The sequence below is a fragment of the uncultured Pseudoxanthomonas sp. genome (assembly GCF_947498795.1).
Taxonomy (GTDB): domain Bacteria; phylum Pseudomonadota; class Gammaproteobacteria; order Xanthomonadales; family Xanthomonadaceae; genus Pseudoxanthomonas_A.
In genome coordinates this window covers 60,671-74,106 of record NZ_CANMLQ010000008.1, presented here as the reverse complement: position 1 = coordinate 74,106, position 13,436 = coordinate 60,671, and the positions used below count along the sequence as shown (strand labels likewise).

Below are 13,436 nucleotides of genomic sequence, written 5' to 3'. Positions count from 1 at the left end.
CGCGTCACCCCATCGGCACGGGCAGTTGCGAGCCGCAATGGCGGCAGTGAAGAGCGTCGGGGTCGTGCCCCTCCAGTCCGCATTCCGTGCATCCGCGGCGATCCAGGTGGCCGCGCTCGTGCGAGGCTTCGCGCAGGCTGCTGGCGAGCTCCGCCGTGTAGATGCCGGTGGGCACCGCGATGATGCTGTAGCCGATCAGGATCAGCACCGAGGTGATCGCCCTGCCTGCCGTGGTTTGCGGTGCGATGTCGCCGAAGCCGACGGTGGCCATGGTCACGATGGCCCAGTACATGCTGGTGGGAATGCTGGTGAAGCCGTTGTCCGGGCCTTCGACCACGTACATCAGCGCGCCGAAGATGACGACCAGCGTCAGCACCGCGCAGACGAAGACGAAGATCTTGCGGCGGCTTCGCCATAGCGCGCCCACCAGTTGCCCGCTCTCTTCGACGTACTGGGTCAGTTTCAGGATGCGGAACAGGCGCAGGATGCGCAGGATGCGTACCACCAGCAGGCTTTGCGCGCCCGGCACCAGCACCGACAGGTATGTCGGCAGGATGGACAGCAGGTCGATGATGCCCCAGATGCTGACGGCGTAGCGCAGGGGTCGACGCACGGTCGCCAGCCTCAACGCGTATTCGGCCGTGAACAGCAGGGTGAACGCCCATTCCAGGGCGTAGAGGACTCCCGCGTGGCGCGCGTGGAACGATTGCACGCTGTCGAGCATGATGACGATGACACTGGCGAGGATCGCCAGCACCAGCGCCAGGTCGAAGTTGCGCGACGGCGGCGTGTCGTGCCGGTAGATGATGTCGAACCAGCGACGTCGCCAGCCGTCCTCCGTGGCGGGATTGAGCTGGGGATCGGAGAAAAAGCGTGGCTGGAACTTCATGGGAGGCCATGATGCACCAACGCAAGCCGCTGGCGCCCCTGCCGACCTGTCGCACGGGTCTGCATGGGTGACAATATGGGCCTCCGTCCCGCCTGCCGCCTGCCCATGAGCGCCACGACCCCCGACCTGCTGTCGAACGGACAGCGCTATTACTTGCCCGTCTATCGTCCGCGCGACGTCATCCTGGCGCGCGGCCAGGGCGCACGCGTATGGGACAGCGAAGGACGCGAGTACCTGGACTTGTCCGCGGGCATCGCGGTCTGCGGCCTGGGCCACAACGATCCCGACCTGGTCGCGGCGCTGACCGAACAGGCCGGCAAGCTGTGGCACACCAGCAACGTGTTCTACAGCGAGCCGCCGCTGCGGTTGGCCGAAGAATTGGTCACCGCCTCGCGCTTCGCCGAACGCGTGTTCCTGTGCAACTCCGGTGCGGAAGCGAACGAGGCCGCGATCAAGCTGGTGCGCAAATGGGCGGCCTCGCAGGGGCGCGCGCCGGACCAGCGCGTCATCGTGACCTTCCGCGGCAGTTTCCACGGCCGCACGCTCGCCACGGTCACCGCGACCGCACAGCCCAAGTACCAGGAAGGCTACGAACCGCTGCCGGGCGGCTTCCGCTATGTCGACTTCAACGACCTGACCCAACTCGAGATCGCGATGTCGTGCGGTGACGTGGCGGCGGTGATGCTGGAGCCGGTGCAGGGCGAGGGCGGCGTGATGCCGGCGGCATCCGGGTTCCTGCGCGGCGTGCGCGAGCTGTGCGACCACCACGGCGCGCTGCTGGTGCTGGACGAGATCCAGGCCGGCATGGGCCGCACCGGCACGCTGTTCGCGCACTGGCAGGACGGCGTGGTGCCTGACATCATCACGCTGGCGAAGGCGCTGGGTGGCGGATTCCCGATTGGCGCGATGCTGGCCGGGCCGAAGGTGGCCGAGGTGATGCAGTTCGGTGCGCATGGCACCACGTTCGGCGGCAACCCGCTGGCGGCGGCCGTGGCGCGCGTGGCGCTGCGCAAGCTGGCATCGCCACAGATCGCCAACAACGTGGCGCGCCAGTCCGCCGCCCTGCGCAAAGGCCTGGACACGATCAACGCGGAACTCGGGCTGTTCGCCCAGGTGCGTGGCCGCGGCCTGATGCTGGGGGCGGTGCTCAACGCGAAGTACGCAGGCCGTGCAGGCGAGGTACTGGACCTCGCTGCCGCGCAGGGCCTGCTGATGCTGCAGGCCGGTCCGGACGTGCTGCGCTTCGTGCCGGCGCTGAACATCACCGACGAGGAAGTCGGAGAGGGCCTTAAGCGCCTGAACGCCGCGCTCAGGGCGTTCGCGATGCCGGGCTGAGCTATCCGGAAGCGTCCTGGCGGAGACGAAGGCGGGCGGTGCTGCCGTCCGCACTGCTTTCGAAGCGCAGGTCGATGGCGTGCCGTTCGCACAGCCGTCGCACGATCGACAGACCGAGCCCGAAGCCTGTGCTGTCCTCGCCTTTCACGAATGGCGCGAAATCGCCCTCGCGGACCGCGTGCCCGGGATTGCTGACGCAGAGGGTGTCGCCGTCGGCCACGATGACAACGTCGCCTTCGCGGGTGTGCGCGAACGCATTCCCGATCAGGTTGGCCAACAGCACCTGCAGCACGGGCGCCGTCAACGTACTGGTGAGGTCCGCGGGCACCTCGACCGCCACCTGTACGTGCTTGCCTTCCAGCAAGGGCGACTGCTCTACCACGACGCGCTCCAGCAGCGGGATTACGCGCGTCACTGGTGTCGACGCCGTTGGAGGCGCGGGCTGTTCGCGCGCCAGCGCCAGCAGCAGGGCGACGGTCTGCTCCAGGTGCGAAGCGGACTGCCCGATATGTTCGACGCTGGCGCGCGCGTCGGCACTCAGCGTCGTGTCGGCGGAAAGTCGCTCGCTGGCGGCACGGATGACGGTCAACGGCGTGCGCAGTTCATGGCTCGCGTCGCGGGTGAATTCGCGCTCCCGATCGATAAAGGCGCGGACGCGGCCGATCAGATCGTCCAGGCGCCTTGCGAGCAGCCCGACCTCGTCATCGGGAAAGCCTGCAGCGAAGTGCGGCGGCAGTCGTTCCGGCGTCGCTTCGCCGACGGCGTCCGCCAATCGCGAGAGCGGTGCCGTCGTCCGTCGCGCCAGCCAGCCGCCGAGGAGCAGCGCAAGCACCACGGCGATGGCGCCGGTCCAGGCCAGCAGCTGCAGCATTTCCCCACGCATCGGCCGCACCGCGAGCAGGCCGCTGACTTCGGCGACCAGCCAGGCGCGCGTGGCGGGTGCGGGTGGATCCAGCGCAAGCAGGTGGTAGTGGCGCCCGTCCGCGCCGGCGAACTCCCTTCGTGCGGGCTCCTCGCGCAGCACGCGGCCGATCCCGTCGGGCAGATCATCGCGCCGCTCGACCACGCTCATGAAGCCGTTCCGCGGCGGAGACCAGCGTCCGTGCGCGGCGTAGTGATCCTGTTGCGTCGCGGCCTCGCGCTCGAGCAGCGTGTCGAACAGCTGGTCCTCGACCGTGTAGACGAAGAGCAGCGTGTAAAGGCCGAACAGCGCGGCCAGCACCAGCGTGAACGCCGCGAACACCAGCATCATGCGGTTGCGAAGCCGCCGGCGCGGCAGGATCGATGCGCTCATGCGTCGGCTTCCAGCCGGAAGCCCACGCCATGCACGGTTTTCAGCATCGGCGTGGCAAACGGCTTGTCCAGCGCCTGGCGGAGCAGGTAGAGATGCGTACGCAGCGGATCCGACTCCGGCGGCGCATCGCCCCACAGGCGCTGGATCAATTCGCTGCGCGTCAGAGTCCGTGGCCACGCCTCGGCCAGGGCGAGCAGGATCTGGTAAGCCGTCTGGTGAAGGTCGAGCGGAAGCTCGTGTCGTGTCGCCAGCGCGTGCCGGCGATCGACGCGCAGCGTGCCGATCCGCACGACATGGGTCTCGCCACTGCGGTGTCGCTGCGTGAGCGCCAGGCAGCGCGCGATCAGTTCCGCGCCCGCGAACGGCTTGACCAGATAGTCGTCGGCGCCAGCGCGGAAGCCTTGAAGCTTGTCCTCCAGCGCGTCGCGTGCGGTCAGCATCAGTACCGGGACGTGGCGATCGGCCTCCGCCCGAAGGCGCTCGCACAGGCGCAGGCCATCGAGTGCGGGCAAGCCCACGTCGAGCACCAGCACGTCGGGCGGCGCGTCGAGCGCCATCTGCAATCCGCTGAGGCCATCCGAAGCGAACTCGACGGTCATGCCAGCATCGGTGAAAAGGTGTTGCAACTGCACCCGCAGCAGCGCGTTGTCTTCGATCACCAAGATGCGGGCAGCAGGTGCCGTCATCGTTCAACCATCGATGCGTTGCAGGAGGGCCTTAGCTTCGGCCATGTCCGGCTTGCCCGCCAGCACCTGCTGCACCAGCGATTTCGCCTGTTCTCGTTCGCCCAGGCGGAGATGGGCCTCGGCGGCACCGAGCTTCAGCTGCGGCTGCGCCATGTAGGGCATCGCCAACTGCATCAGGGTCAGTGCATGCCGCAGGTCGTCGTCGCCACCCGCCGCCTGCGCCTGGTAATAGCCCAGCATGCCCAGCAGGTCCACGTGATAGCGCTCGCGACCCTGCGCCAGCGCGTCCGCTGCGCCACGCACATCGCCACTGCGGGCCCGGGCCGCGAGCGCCATCGTCAGCTCGTCGCGCCATGTCGTGCGCACCACGGGCGTGCGGCCGGTCGCGCGCACGATGGCGTCGGCGACGCCGGGCGTGGAGTAAGGATTCTGCCCGGTGACCAGGCGCCCGTCCACGACGACCTTCGCCATCATCAGTGGTGCTTCCTGCCACCGCGCCCCGCGCCCGCGCAACGCGTCCTCGAGCTGCCACGGGAACTCCTTCGCCCAGCGCTTGCCGAACACCGCTTCCTCTTCATTCGTGAAGCCCGTCATCGCCTTGCCTGCAACCAACATCGTTCCGTCGCCGAGCTTCACGTCCACCAGCGCGGCCGGCCCATGGCAGACCGCGCCGATCACGGCGCCCTGCATGTAGGCTTCGGCCAGCAGCGACGCCAGCGCGTTGTCGCGCGGCAGATCGAACATCGCGCCCTTGCCGCCGACGACGTAGATCGCCGCGTAGTCCGCCGCCTTCACGTCGCGCGTCGAACGCGTCGCCCCCAGCGTACGCATGGCCTCTGCATCACCGAGCAACGCCGCGTTGAAAGGTTCCTTCGCGTTGTACTTGTCGGCTTCCACGGCACCGCCCTGCGGACTGGCGACGTCCACCTGCAGTCCATTGGCCTTGAAGATCAACCAAGCTTGCGACAGTTCGTCGAACTCGTAGCCGGGACGGGTCTTGCCTTGGTCGCGTCCCTCGCCGCTGACGACGATCAGCACCTTGCCCGGCACGGCGGCGTGCGCGGGCAGTACCACGGCGAAGCAAAGCAGTGCGCCCAGCCGGCGCAGGGCGTTGGGAATCAGGGACATGGGACGGATCTCCGAGGGAAGGCCGCCAGTCTCCCGCGCCCGGATCAACCAAGCTTCAAACGCACGCTACCAGCCCGTCTGCGGGCCGAACACGTAACGCTTCAGCGCCTTGCCGAAGCTGCGCGCATCGGTGACGGTTTCGGCATGCATGCCGGCGTCGCGTGCGCCCCGCACGTTGTTGAACTTGTCGTCGACGAACAGCGTGCTGCCGGCGTCCCAGCCCAGCACGTCTAGCGCACGCGTGAACGTCGCTGTCGCCGGCTTGCGCATCTGCAGTCCGCCGCTGGTCAGCACGCGGCCTTCGATCCTGGACGCCATCGGCGCAACGATGCGGGGGATCGCGTGCGTCATCATCACGCCGTTGTTGGTCAGCACGCCCAGGGAAAGGGCGGGGTGCAGCGCTGCGATGCGCTCCAGCACGCCGTCGATGGCCGTACTGCCCGCCATGCGCGAAGCCAGCCACGTGTCTTCATCCACCACCGCGCCCAAGCCCTCGCCCAGTCGGCCGAGATAGGCGGCGGTGTCGATCGCGCCGCTGTCGTACTCGGTTTCCAGGCCCGAGACGAACAACACCTCGCGCACCCGTTCGGAGGCGCAACCCGCATGCGCGGCGAGGTGCGCGATGCGCACGTCGTGCCGGTAGTGGGCCAGGACGCCGTCGAAATCAAACAGCACCTGGTGGATGCGGGGCTTCATCCCGCGGCGACGACCTTGAAGGCCTCGCGGGCAGCGGCGATCGTCGCGTCAATGACGTCGGGCGTGTGCGCGCTGGACATGAAGCCGGCTTCGAACGCCGACGGCGCCAGGTACACGCCGCGTTCCAGCATCGCGTGGAAGAAGCGGTTGAACGCCGCCGTGTCGCAGGCCACGGCCTGCGCATACGTGTCCACTTGCTGGTCGGTGAAGAACAGCCCGAACATCGCGCCGACGCGCGTGGTGGTCAGCGCCACGCCGGCATCGCGTGCGGCGGCTTCCAGGCCATCGCAGAGCGTCGCTGTCGCCGCGGCGAGGCGGTCGTGGAAACCCGGCGCCTGGATGAGCTCCAGCATTGCCAGACCCGCGGCCATCGCCACCGGATTGCCGCTCAGCGTGCCGGCCTGGTAAATCGGGCCGGCCGGTGCGATCCGCTGCATCAGGTCGCGACGGCCACCATAGGCGCCCACCGGCATGCCACCGCCGATGATCTTGCCGAAGGTGGTCAGGTCCGGCGTGATGCCGTAGTGCGCCTGCGCGCCGCCCAGCGCCACGCGGAAGCCGGTCATCACTTCGTCGAAGATCAGCAGCGTGCCATGCTGTGTGCACAGGGCGCGCAGGTGCTGCAGGTAGCCTTCGCGCGGCGGCAGGCAGTTGGCGTTGCCGACGACGGGTTCGATGATCAGGCAGGCGATCTCGCTGCCGTACTGTTCGAACAGCTGCGTGGCGCCTTCGACGTCGTTGTAGCTCAGCGTCAGCGTCAGTTCGCTAAGCCCCACCGGCACGCCGGGCGAGGTCGGCACGCCCAGCGTCAGCATGCCGCTGCCGGCCTTCACCAGGAACGAATCGCCGTGGCCGTGGTAGCAGCCTTCGAACTTGACGATGCGGTTGCGCCCGGTCGCGCCGCGCGCCAGGCGGATCGCCGACAGCGTGGCTTCGGTGCCGGAGTTGACCATGCGCACCATCTCGCACGATGGCACCAGGCGCGTGATCGTTTCGGCCATCGTCACTTCCGCCGGACAGGGCGCGCCGTACGACAGGCCGTCCTGGATCGCCGCCTGCACCGCCTCGCGCACTGTCGGATGGTTGTGGCCGACGATCATCGGGCCCCACGAACCGACGTAGTCGATGTAGCGATTGCCATCGACGTCGTGCAGGTACGCGCCATCGGCGCGCTGCACGAAGAACGGTTCGCCCCCGACCGACTTGAACGCGCGCACCGGCGAATTGACGCCGCCGGGCAGCAACTGCTGGGCGCGGGCGAAGAGGGCGTGGGACTGGTCGTGATTCATGGGATTCCAGAAAATGGGAGGTCGTCTTGTGGGAGCGATGTAAGTCGCGATGAACCACCATCGGCCCATCATCGCGACTTACGTCGCTCCCACAGGAGCATCAGGCTCGGTCGAATCCTGCTCGGTAGGCCCGCGCCGCGGCCACCGGATCGGCGGCCTCGAACACGCCGCCGATCACGGCGACCAGGTCGGCGCCGGCCACCACCAGCGGGCCCATATTGTCAGGGGTAATGCCGCCTATCGCCACCCGCGGAACGCCCAGGGCAGCAGCCTCGGACAGCAGCGAGGCCGTCGCACGTCGCGTGGTGACCTTGCTGGTGGTGGGAAAGAAGGCGCCAAAGGCCACGTAACTGGCGCCCGCGGCCACCGCGCGTTCGGCCAGGGCGACGTCGTCGTAGCAGGAGGCACCGATAATGGCCTGAGGTCCCAGCAAGGCGCGCGCGGCGGCGATGTCGCCGTCGTCTTCGCCAAGATGGACGCCTGCAGCGCCCACGTCGGCAGCGAGGGCCGCATCGTCGTTGATGATCAGCGGTACCCCGGCCTGCGTGCATGACGCCTGCAAGGCTGCGGCTTGCGCCTGGCGAAGAGCGGCATCTGCGCCCTTCTGGCGGTACTGTAGCCAGGTGGCGTGTGGAAGCACGGCCGCCACGCGCGCTAGCAGGCGCGCCGTCTCCGGCTCCTCCGGCGTGATCAGGTACAGCCCGCGGACAGGGCGGACGGACGGCGGCAGCGAGGTCATCGATGAACTTCCGGTGCGCGGGCGGCGATGGGACAATGGCCGCTCCTTCCAGCCGGCATTATCCCGTGACCGACGCCACCACCACCACCTTCCGCACCTGGATGTGCGTGGTTTGCGGTTTCATCTACGACGAGGCTGATGGTCTGCCCGAAGAGGGCATCGCCCCCGGCACGCGCTGGGAAGACATCCCGGACGACTGGACCTGCCCGGACTGCGGCGTGGGCAAGGAGGATTTCGAGATGGTGGAGCGGGACTGAGGAGTCTAGTGGGAGCGACGTAAGTCGCGATGATGGGCCGATGGTGGTTCATCGCGACTTACGTCGCTCCCACGCCGGCAACATCAATGCATCCGCGACGTACGCGCCGCGTTGAGCTCGATCAGCTGTTCGCGCATCGCCGCGGCATCGTTCGCTTCCGGCGACAGGTGCAGGTAGCGGGCCAGGTCGCGCTGCGCGCCGGCCTTGTAGTCCATCTTCAGGTAGGCGAGGCCGCGGTCGCGCAGGGCGTCGGGCTGGTCGGGCGTGAGTTTCAGCACGCGGTCGGCGCTGCGGGCGGCGCGGTCCCATTCCTCCCGCTCGGCATACAGCCCATGCAGGTTGCGCAGCGTGCGCACGAGGATGGCGCGCGGCGAGGCGGGATTGAGGATGTGCAGCAGCGCGGCATCGTCCGGAACGTCGCCGCCCAGATGGGGTTTGGCGCGTTCGCGCAGCTCGTCCACACCGAGCGGCCGCCCGCCATTGAACGGGTCCATCACCAGCAGGCCGTCGTCCACCGGCAGGCGGACCAGGAAATGACCGGGGAAGGACACACCATCCAGCGGCACGCCGAGCCGGCGGGCGACTTCGATCTGCACCATCGCCAGCGACACCGGATTGCCGAGCCGGCGTTCGAACACCTGGTTGAGGTAGCTGTTGCGGGGGTCGTAATACTCGTCGTGGTTGCCGGTGTAGCCCAGCTCGTCGAACAGGTGCCGGTTGATGGCCGCCATCTTCAGCGGCCACGGCTCGATCGTGTCGATCTCGTGGCGCAGGTGTTCGGCATGGCTCTGGACGAGCGTGTCGTAGAGATCGGCGTCCAGGTCGGGGTACTCGTCGCGCGCAATCAGAAGCGCGGTTTCCAGCAGCGGTACGGTGTCGTCCGCCTGGCTGGCCAACGCATTCCATTCCGGCAATGTCAGTCGATCCCCCATGGCCACAGACTGCGGCCAATCGTCGCGACAATCAAGCCTCAGCGGACAGGCGGAATGCCTTTGCCCAACTCCATTTCCGCACCGTCCCTGAGCTTCAGCCGCTCGGCTTCGCCGGCATTCAGTTCCAGCACGTAGCGGGCGGGCTGGTCGCTGGGATAGGAGGGGCAGCTGTCGCCGCCGGAGCAGGGCGGGACGTTGCGTTGCTGGGTGACCAGCTTGCGGGCATCGTCGAAGTACAGGATGTCCAGCGGGATGCGCGTGTTCTTCATCCAGTAGGCCTGCGGTTCTTCGGCGTCGTGGATGAAGAGCATGCCGGTGCCGGCGGCCAGCTCGTCGCGGAACATCAGGCCGCGTGCGCGCTCGGCGTCATCGTCGGCGATCTCCACCGTGAAGCGTTCGCCGCCGACTTCGACCCAGGGGCCGCCGTTGGCACAGGCGCTGAGCAGCAGGGCGGGGGCGAGAACGGACCACGGGGGCAGGCGCATGTCGACATCCGGCGTCATCAGGGAGCCGCCAGTGTAGCGCCGACCGCCGCGGGGACCGCGTCACCCGCACGCCAGCCGCTCGGCCACGCGCTCCGCGACCCGACGGTTGTCGCGGTAGTAGGCGGCGTTGTCGGCGAGCGCCTGCCAGCGGTGCTGGTCCTCCACGTGGTGTCGCAGCTGGCGGACGACCCGGGGCATCAGTCGTCGATGCGTCGTGGCGTCCGCCGGCTGGGAGAGCTGCAGCAGGTCGAGCAGCAACAGGATGCTGTCGTGGTTGCGTTCGGCCTGGCGACGCGCGGCGAGGAACAGGCGATCGAGACCGCCGGGTGTCAGCCGCGCGAGACCGGGGTCGGCCAGGCTGTGGCCCGGTGCGGCCTGCAGCACGTACAGGGCATCGTCGAGCGGTGGTGCTACGGCTTCGAACATCGTGTGCGGAACGTCGCCGGTATCGGTGCGCGGCGGGATGTCGTGCGTGTTGCGATCCTTCGGTGTCATCGGAAGCTCCTTGTGTCCGTTGTCGCGCATGCGTGTCGTGACTGTCATCCGACGTGCGCGGTGCGCCGCACTGTATGAACTCAAAAAGTGCGCGTCAATTCACGTGGATAGTGAATATGTGTGACTTCACGCCGCTAACGTGGCCGGCATGGGCAACGAGCGCGAAAAATTCTCGCAACGACTGGCGAACGCCATGCAGCAGGCGGGGTACGAAGCGCGGCCGAAAGTGTTGTTCCATCTGTTCAACAGCCACTACCGAGGTCGTTCCGTCACATTCCAGACGGTGTCACGTTGGCTGAGGGCGGGCGCGATCCCGGCGCAGGACAAGCTGCAGGTGATCGCGGACCTGCTGGGAGTAGAGCCGCATGCGCTTCGCTTCGGCTCACCCTCGCGTTCGCGCGTGGCGGAGACGCGATCGCCATGGCCGTCCGGTGTCGGCAGTCGCGAGCGCCAGGTCATCGATACGTTCCTGAAGTTGTCGCCGAAGAAGCGCGACCTCGTCGGCGATCTGGTCAGGGCGCTGTCCGACAACAGCTGAAGAACCCGGCGCGCTCAGTCGCCGGCGACGAAATACTGTAACGCCCACCCGCGCGCGCCTTCGCGGACCAGGGAGATGCGGTAGTCGATCGGGCTACGCAGCAGACGAGTGGCGATGTAGCCCTCCTGGCCCGATGCCAGGCGAACACGCATCCACGCGGAATCGCCGGCGCCGTCGACCGCGTCGTCGACGCGCGTCAGCACGGCGTGACTGACCCGCGTGACGACGGGTGCCGCGAGATCGGGTTTCGCCCGTACGGCGACATCGCGGCCGACCACCACCTGCGCTTCGAAGACGTCCAGATCGCCCGGGTAGGGCAGGCAGTACACATACGGCGCGCAGTACACCGCCTCGCCATCCTCCTGCCTTGCCACACCGGGCAGGGCGAGGACCTCCTCGAGTATCCGCCACAGCTCGCGCGTGGCATCGGCATCGCGCAGCCACAAGGCATCGAAGCCCTGGGGCCCGGTATCGCCACCGAAGCTCAGCGTGGTGGCATCGCGGACGTGGGCGCGCAACGCCTGCACGTCGCGCGCCGCGACGATGCGTTGCAGATCGTCGCGCATCGCCTGTACCGAGGGCGGCAAGGCCTGGCTCGGTGGCGCAAGCACGGGATCACGGGCCGTCGCCATGCCGGCCGCGACCATCAGGCCGGCTAACGACAGGGTGCGCGCGACGGACACGGCGGTCCTTTTCCTCAGCCCAGCACGATCGGTGGTTCGCCACCGACGATCACGATGTCCGCGGGGCGGCGGGCGAACAGCCCCACGCTGACCACGCCGGGAATCTGGTTGATCTCGCGCTCCATCGCCACCGGATCGGTGATCGACAGATTGTGGATGTCGAGCACCACGTTGCCGTTGTCGGTGGTCACGCCATCGCGCCATACGGGCTGGCCGCCGGTCATCGCCAGGATTTCGCGCGCGACCAGGCTGCGTGCCATCGGGATGACTTCCACCGGCAGCGGGAAACGGCCGAGGACGGGCACCTGCTTGCTGGGGTCGATGATGCAGACGAACTGCTTGCTGGCTTCGGCGATGATCTTCTCGCGCGTTAGCGCCGCGCCGCCACCCTTGATCAGCCGCTTGTGCGGATCGCACTCATCGGCACCGTCGACATACAGCGACAGCGTGCCGGTGTGGTTGAGGTCGAGCACATCGATGCCATGCTGCTTCAGGCGTGCCGTGCTCTGCTCCGAGCTGGAGACGGCGCCCTTGATGCGGTCCTTGATGCCGGCCAGCGCATCGATGAAGTAGGCGACGGTGGAACCGGTGCCGACACCGACGATCATGCCGTCCTCGACGAACTCGATGGCCTTTTCGCCAGCCAGGCGCTTTGCTTCGCTCATGGTGTCTTCTCAACAGGAAAATGATGTCTGCGGGAGCGCACGCGGACCGCGCCCGAGGGTATGCGCATTACTCCAGCGCCAGCAGGAACTTCCACTGCGCGGCGGTCACCGGCAGCACGGAGAGTCGGCTGCCGCGCTGGATCAGCGCGAAACCTTCGCCAAGGTCGTCGGCATGCCGCTTGATTTCGTCCAGCGTGATGGTGCGCTTCAACGCACGATCGAACTTCACGTCCACCAACGACCAGCGCGGTTCCTCGCGCGTGCTCTTGGGGTCGTAGTAGTCGGACGTGGGATCGAACTGGGTGTCGTCCGGATACGCCGTCGTCGCGATGGTCGCCGTGCCGACGATGCCCGGTTCCTTGCAGTTGGAGTGGTAGAACAGCACCCCGTCGCCGACTTTCATTGCGCGCATGAAGTTGCGCGCCTGGTAGTTGCGCACGCCGTTCCACGGCTCGATGCCGACCTTCTTCAGGTCGTCGATGGAGAACGTGTCCGGCTCGGACTTCATCAGCCAATAGTGCTTGCGGGAGGTCATGGCGAAGGGTCCGGCAGGGGAGAGGGGAACAGCGTGTCGCGTTCGGTGCAGACGGCGTCTAGCGGCACGTCCCAGGGCTGCGCGCCCAGCGTGTCGATCCGCTGCGCCTCGAAACCGACGCCGACCAGCCAGGGCGGCGCAGGGCGTTCCAGGCGCGGCGCCAGCGTGCGGTCGTACCAGCCGCCGCCCATGCCCAGGCGATGCCCCGCCTTGTCGAAACCGACCAGCGGCACGACGATCAGGGACATGTCCGTCGCGGGCAAGCCCGAGCGCGGATCGACGTCCGGCTCCGGGATGCCATAACGGTTGGTCACCAGGGCATCGCCCGGTCGCCAGGGCGCGAAACGCAGCGTCGCGTCGTCCGACAGCATGGGCAGGCAGTACACCAGCCCCTTCGGCAGCCGCATCTGCCAGCTGTGCAGCCCGATTTCACCATCCATCGCCCAGTAACCGGCGACATAGCCGGTCGTCGGGAAGAATGGCAGGGCGAACAGGCGTGCGGCGAGCGCATCCGCACCGGCGATGCGCTCGGCAGCGGGCAGGGCGCGACGTCGCGCACGCAGGTCGCGTCGCAGCGCATCGCGCTCGACGGTCATGGCAAGGAAGGGGACGGTACAGGCATGCGCGAATTTTACGGCATGCGCACCAGCGTTGCCGGTGGGACCGCGGGAGCGGCCTCAGTCACGGCCCTGTGCGTCGGATCCCTAGTGCAGTCGGCTTCGTTTCGAAGTCATCCCGCTCAAGGGCGGGTGCAACAGGACCGGCCGGGTCGCGGCTGATGCCGCTGCCG

The 13,436-nt window shown here is 67.8% G+C and carries 17 protein-coding genes; 3 read left to right on the top strand and 14 right to left on the bottom strand.

What is annotated here, in order from left to right:
- Nucleotides 1–4: 4 nt before the first annotated feature.
- Nucleotides 5–889 (bottom strand): ion transporter, encoded by an 885-nt coding sequence (locus tag Q0907_RS16225; RefSeq protein ID WP_296282897.1) that lies wholly within the window; start codon nucleotides 887–889, stop codon nucleotides 5–7.
- Nucleotides 890–994: 105 nt separating this feature from the next.
- Here Q0907_RS16225 and Q0907_RS16220 point away from each other — a divergent pair, with 105 nt between their 5' ends.
- A complete protein-coding gene (locus Q0907_RS16220; RefSeq protein ID WP_299346794.1) occupies nucleotides 995–2,224 on the top strand; it encodes an acetylornithine transaminase in 1,230 nt (409 codons plus the stop codon).
- Between the two features lies 1 nt (nucleotide 2,225).
- Here the strand turns inward: Q0907_RS16220 and Q0907_RS16215 are convergent, their stop codons facing one another.
- From Q0907_RS16215 to thiE, 6 genes are all read right to left on the bottom strand, one after another.
- Nucleotides 2,226–3,518, bottom strand: coding sequence for a HAMP domain-containing sensor histidine kinase (locus tag Q0907_RS16215; protein ID WP_299346793.1), 1,293 nt, complete (start codon nucleotides 3,516–3,518; stop codon nucleotides 2,226–2,228).
- Nucleotides 3,515–4,204, bottom strand: a complete 690-nt coding sequence (locus Q0907_RS16210) for a response regulator transcription factor (RefSeq protein WP_299346791.1) — start codon at nucleotides 4,202–4,204, stop codon at nucleotides 3,515–3,517. Before Q0907_RS16210 ends, Q0907_RS16215 begins: the two co-directional genes overlap by 4 nt.
- A 3-nt stretch (nucleotides 4,205–4,207) precedes the next feature.
- Nucleotides 4,208–5,332 (bottom strand): type 1 glutamine amidotransferase domain-containing protein, encoded by a 1,125-nt coding sequence (locus tag Q0907_RS16205; protein ID WP_299346789.1) that lies wholly within the window; start codon nucleotides 5,330–5,332, stop codon nucleotides 4,208–4,210.
- A 66-nt stretch (nucleotides 5,333–5,398) separates the two neighbouring features.
- Nucleotides 5,399–6,028, bottom strand: coding sequence for an HAD-IA family hydrolase (locus Q0907_RS16200; protein WP_299346787.1), 630 nt, complete (start codon nucleotides 6,026–6,028; stop codon nucleotides 5,399–5,401).
- The gene (hemL, locus tag Q0907_RS16195; protein WP_299346786.1) at nucleotides 6,025–7,317 is read right to left on the bottom strand and encodes a glutamate-1-semialdehyde 2,1-aminomutase; all 1,293 of its coding nucleotides are present in this window, start codon (nucleotides 7,315–7,317) and stop codon (nucleotides 6,025–6,027) included. The genes Q0907_RS16200 and hemL overlap by 4 nt, the downstream gene beginning before the upstream one ends.
- A 100-nt stretch (nucleotides 7,318–7,417) precedes the next feature.
- Complete coding sequence (gene thiE, locus Q0907_RS16190; RefSeq protein WP_299346784.1) at nucleotides 7,418–8,056, bottom strand: thiamine phosphate synthase; 639 nt, start codon at nucleotides 8,054–8,056, stop codon at nucleotides 7,418–7,420.
- A 35-nt stretch (nucleotides 8,057–8,091) separates the two neighbouring features.
- Between thiE and Q0907_RS16185 the strand changes: the two genes are divergently transcribed.
- A complete protein-coding gene (locus Q0907_RS16185; protein ID WP_299346783.1) occupies nucleotides 8,092–8,313 on the top strand; it encodes a rubredoxin in 222 nt (73 codons plus the stop codon).
- An 83-nt stretch (nucleotides 8,314–8,396) separates the two neighbouring features.
- Here the strand turns inward: Q0907_RS16185 and Q0907_RS16180 are convergent, their stop codons facing one another.
- From Q0907_RS16180 to Q0907_RS16170, 3 genes are read right to left on the bottom strand one after another with little or no spacing between them, the layout of a single operon-like run.
- The gene (locus tag Q0907_RS16180; RefSeq protein WP_296278171.1) at nucleotides 8,397–9,245 is read right to left on the bottom strand and encodes a SirB1 family protein; all 849 of its coding nucleotides are present in this window, start codon (nucleotides 9,243–9,245) and stop codon (nucleotides 8,397–8,399) included.
- Between the two features lie 38 nt (nucleotides 9,246–9,283).
- Nucleotides 9,284–9,730: a DUF192 domain-containing protein gene (locus Q0907_RS16175; protein ID WP_299346782.1), complete on the bottom strand. Its 447-nt coding sequence runs from the start codon at nucleotides 9,728–9,730 to the stop codon at nucleotides 9,284–9,286.
- Between the two features lie 60 nt (nucleotides 9,731–9,790).
- The gene (locus Q0907_RS16170) at nucleotides 9,791–10,225 is read right to left on the bottom strand and encodes a hypothetical protein (protein WP_299346780.1); all 435 of its coding nucleotides are present in this window, start codon (nucleotides 10,223–10,225) and stop codon (nucleotides 9,791–9,793) included.
- A 148-nt stretch (nucleotides 10,226–10,373) separates the two neighbouring features.
- Here Q0907_RS16170 and Q0907_RS16165 point away from each other — a divergent pair, with 148 nt between their 5' ends.
- Entirely contained in the window at nucleotides 10,374–10,763 is a 390-nt protein-coding gene (locus tag Q0907_RS16165) for a hypothetical protein (RefSeq protein ID WP_296278174.1), read from the top strand.
- A gap of 14 nt (nucleotides 10,764–10,777) precedes the next feature.
- On the opposite strand, the gene Q0907_RS16160 is transcribed toward Q0907_RS16165, so the two are convergent.
- The 4 genes from Q0907_RS16160 to Q0907_RS16145 all read right to left on the bottom strand — a co-directional run bounded on the left by Q0907_RS16160 (nucleotide 10,778) and on the right by Q0907_RS16145 (nucleotide 13,242).
- Nucleotides 10,778–11,446 carry an SH3 domain-containing protein gene (locus Q0907_RS16160; RefSeq protein WP_299346778.1) on the bottom strand — a complete coding sequence of 223 codons (669 nt, stop codon included), beginning with the start codon at nucleotides 11,444–11,446 and terminating at the stop codon, nucleotides 10,778–10,780.
- Between the two features lie 14 nt (nucleotides 11,447–11,460).
- On the bottom strand, nucleotides 11,461–12,111 hold the full coding sequence (rpiA, locus tag Q0907_RS16155; RefSeq protein ID WP_296278176.1) for a ribose-5-phosphate isomerase RpiA: 651 nt from the start codon (nucleotides 12,109–12,111) through the stop codon (nucleotides 11,461–11,463).
- A 67-nt stretch (nucleotides 12,112–12,178) separates the two neighbouring features.
- Nucleotides 12,179–12,646, bottom strand: coding sequence for an EVE domain-containing protein (locus tag Q0907_RS16150; RefSeq protein WP_296278177.1), 468 nt, complete (start codon nucleotides 12,644–12,646; stop codon nucleotides 12,179–12,181).
- Nucleotides 12,643–13,242, bottom strand: coding sequence for a 5-formyltetrahydrofolate cyclo-ligase (locus Q0907_RS16145; RefSeq protein WP_299346775.1), 600 nt, complete (start codon nucleotides 13,240–13,242; stop codon nucleotides 12,643–12,645). The genes Q0907_RS16150 and Q0907_RS16145 overlap by 4 nt, the downstream gene beginning before the upstream one ends.
- Between the last annotated feature and the right edge of the window lie 194 nt (nucleotides 13,243–13,436).

Coding starts and splice junctions, on each gene's coding strand:
- Q0907_RS16225 (WP_296282897.1), bottom strand. CDS start 889: ATGAAGTTCCAGCCACGCTTTTTCTCCGATCCCCAGCTCAATCCCGCC.
- Q0907_RS16220 (WP_299346794.1), top strand. CDS start 995: ATGAGCGCCACGACCCCCGACCTGCTGTCGAACGGACAGCGCTATTAC.
- Q0907_RS16215 (WP_299346793.1), bottom strand. CDS start 3,518: ATGAGCGCATCGATCCTGCCGCGCCGGCGGCTTCGCAACCGCATGATG.
- Q0907_RS16210 (WP_299346791.1), bottom strand. CDS start 4,204: ATGACGGCACCTGCTGCCCGCATCTTGGTGATCGAAGACAACGCGCTG.
- Q0907_RS16205 (WP_299346789.1), bottom strand. CDS start 5,332: ATGTCCCTGATTCCCAACGCCCTGCGCCGGCTGGGCGCACTGCTTTGC.
- Q0907_RS16200 (WP_299346787.1), bottom strand. CDS start 6,028: ATGAAGCCCCGCATCCACCAGGTGCTGTTTGATTTCGACGGCGTCCTG.
- hemL (WP_299346786.1), bottom strand. CDS start 7,317: ATGAATCACGACCAGTCCCACGCCCTCTTCGCCCGCGCCCAGCAGTTG.
- thiE (WP_299346784.1), bottom strand. CDS start 8,056: ATGACCTCGCTGCCGCCGTCCGTCCGCCCTGTCCGCGGGCTGTACCTG.
- Q0907_RS16185 (WP_299346783.1), top strand. CDS start 8,092: ATGGCCGCTCCTTCCAGCCGGCATTATCCCGTGACCGACGCCACCACC.
- Q0907_RS16180 (WP_296278171.1), bottom strand. CDS start 9,245: ATGGGGGATCGACTGACATTGCCGGAATGGAATGCGTTGGCCAGCCAG.
- Q0907_RS16175 (WP_299346782.1), bottom strand. CDS start 9,730: ATGCGCCTGCCCCCGTGGTCCGTTCTCGCCCCCGCCCTGCTGCTCAGC.
- Q0907_RS16170 (WP_299346780.1), bottom strand. CDS start 10,225: ATGACACCGAAGGATCGCAACACGCACGACATCCCGCCGCGCACCGAT.
- Q0907_RS16165 (WP_296278174.1), top strand. CDS start 10,374: ATGGGCAACGAGCGCGAAAAATTCTCGCAACGACTGGCGAACGCCATG.
- rpiA (WP_296278176.1), bottom strand. CDS start 12,111: ATGAGCGAAGCAAAGCGCCTGGCTGGCGAAAAGGCCATCGAGTTCGTC.
- Q0907_RS16150 (WP_296278177.1), bottom strand. CDS start 12,646: ATGACCTCCCGCAAGCACTATTGGCTGATGAAGTCCGAGCCGGACACG.
- Q0907_RS16145 (WP_299346775.1), bottom strand. CDS start 13,242: ATGACCGTCGAGCGCGATGCGCTGCGACGCGACCTGCGTGCGCGACGT.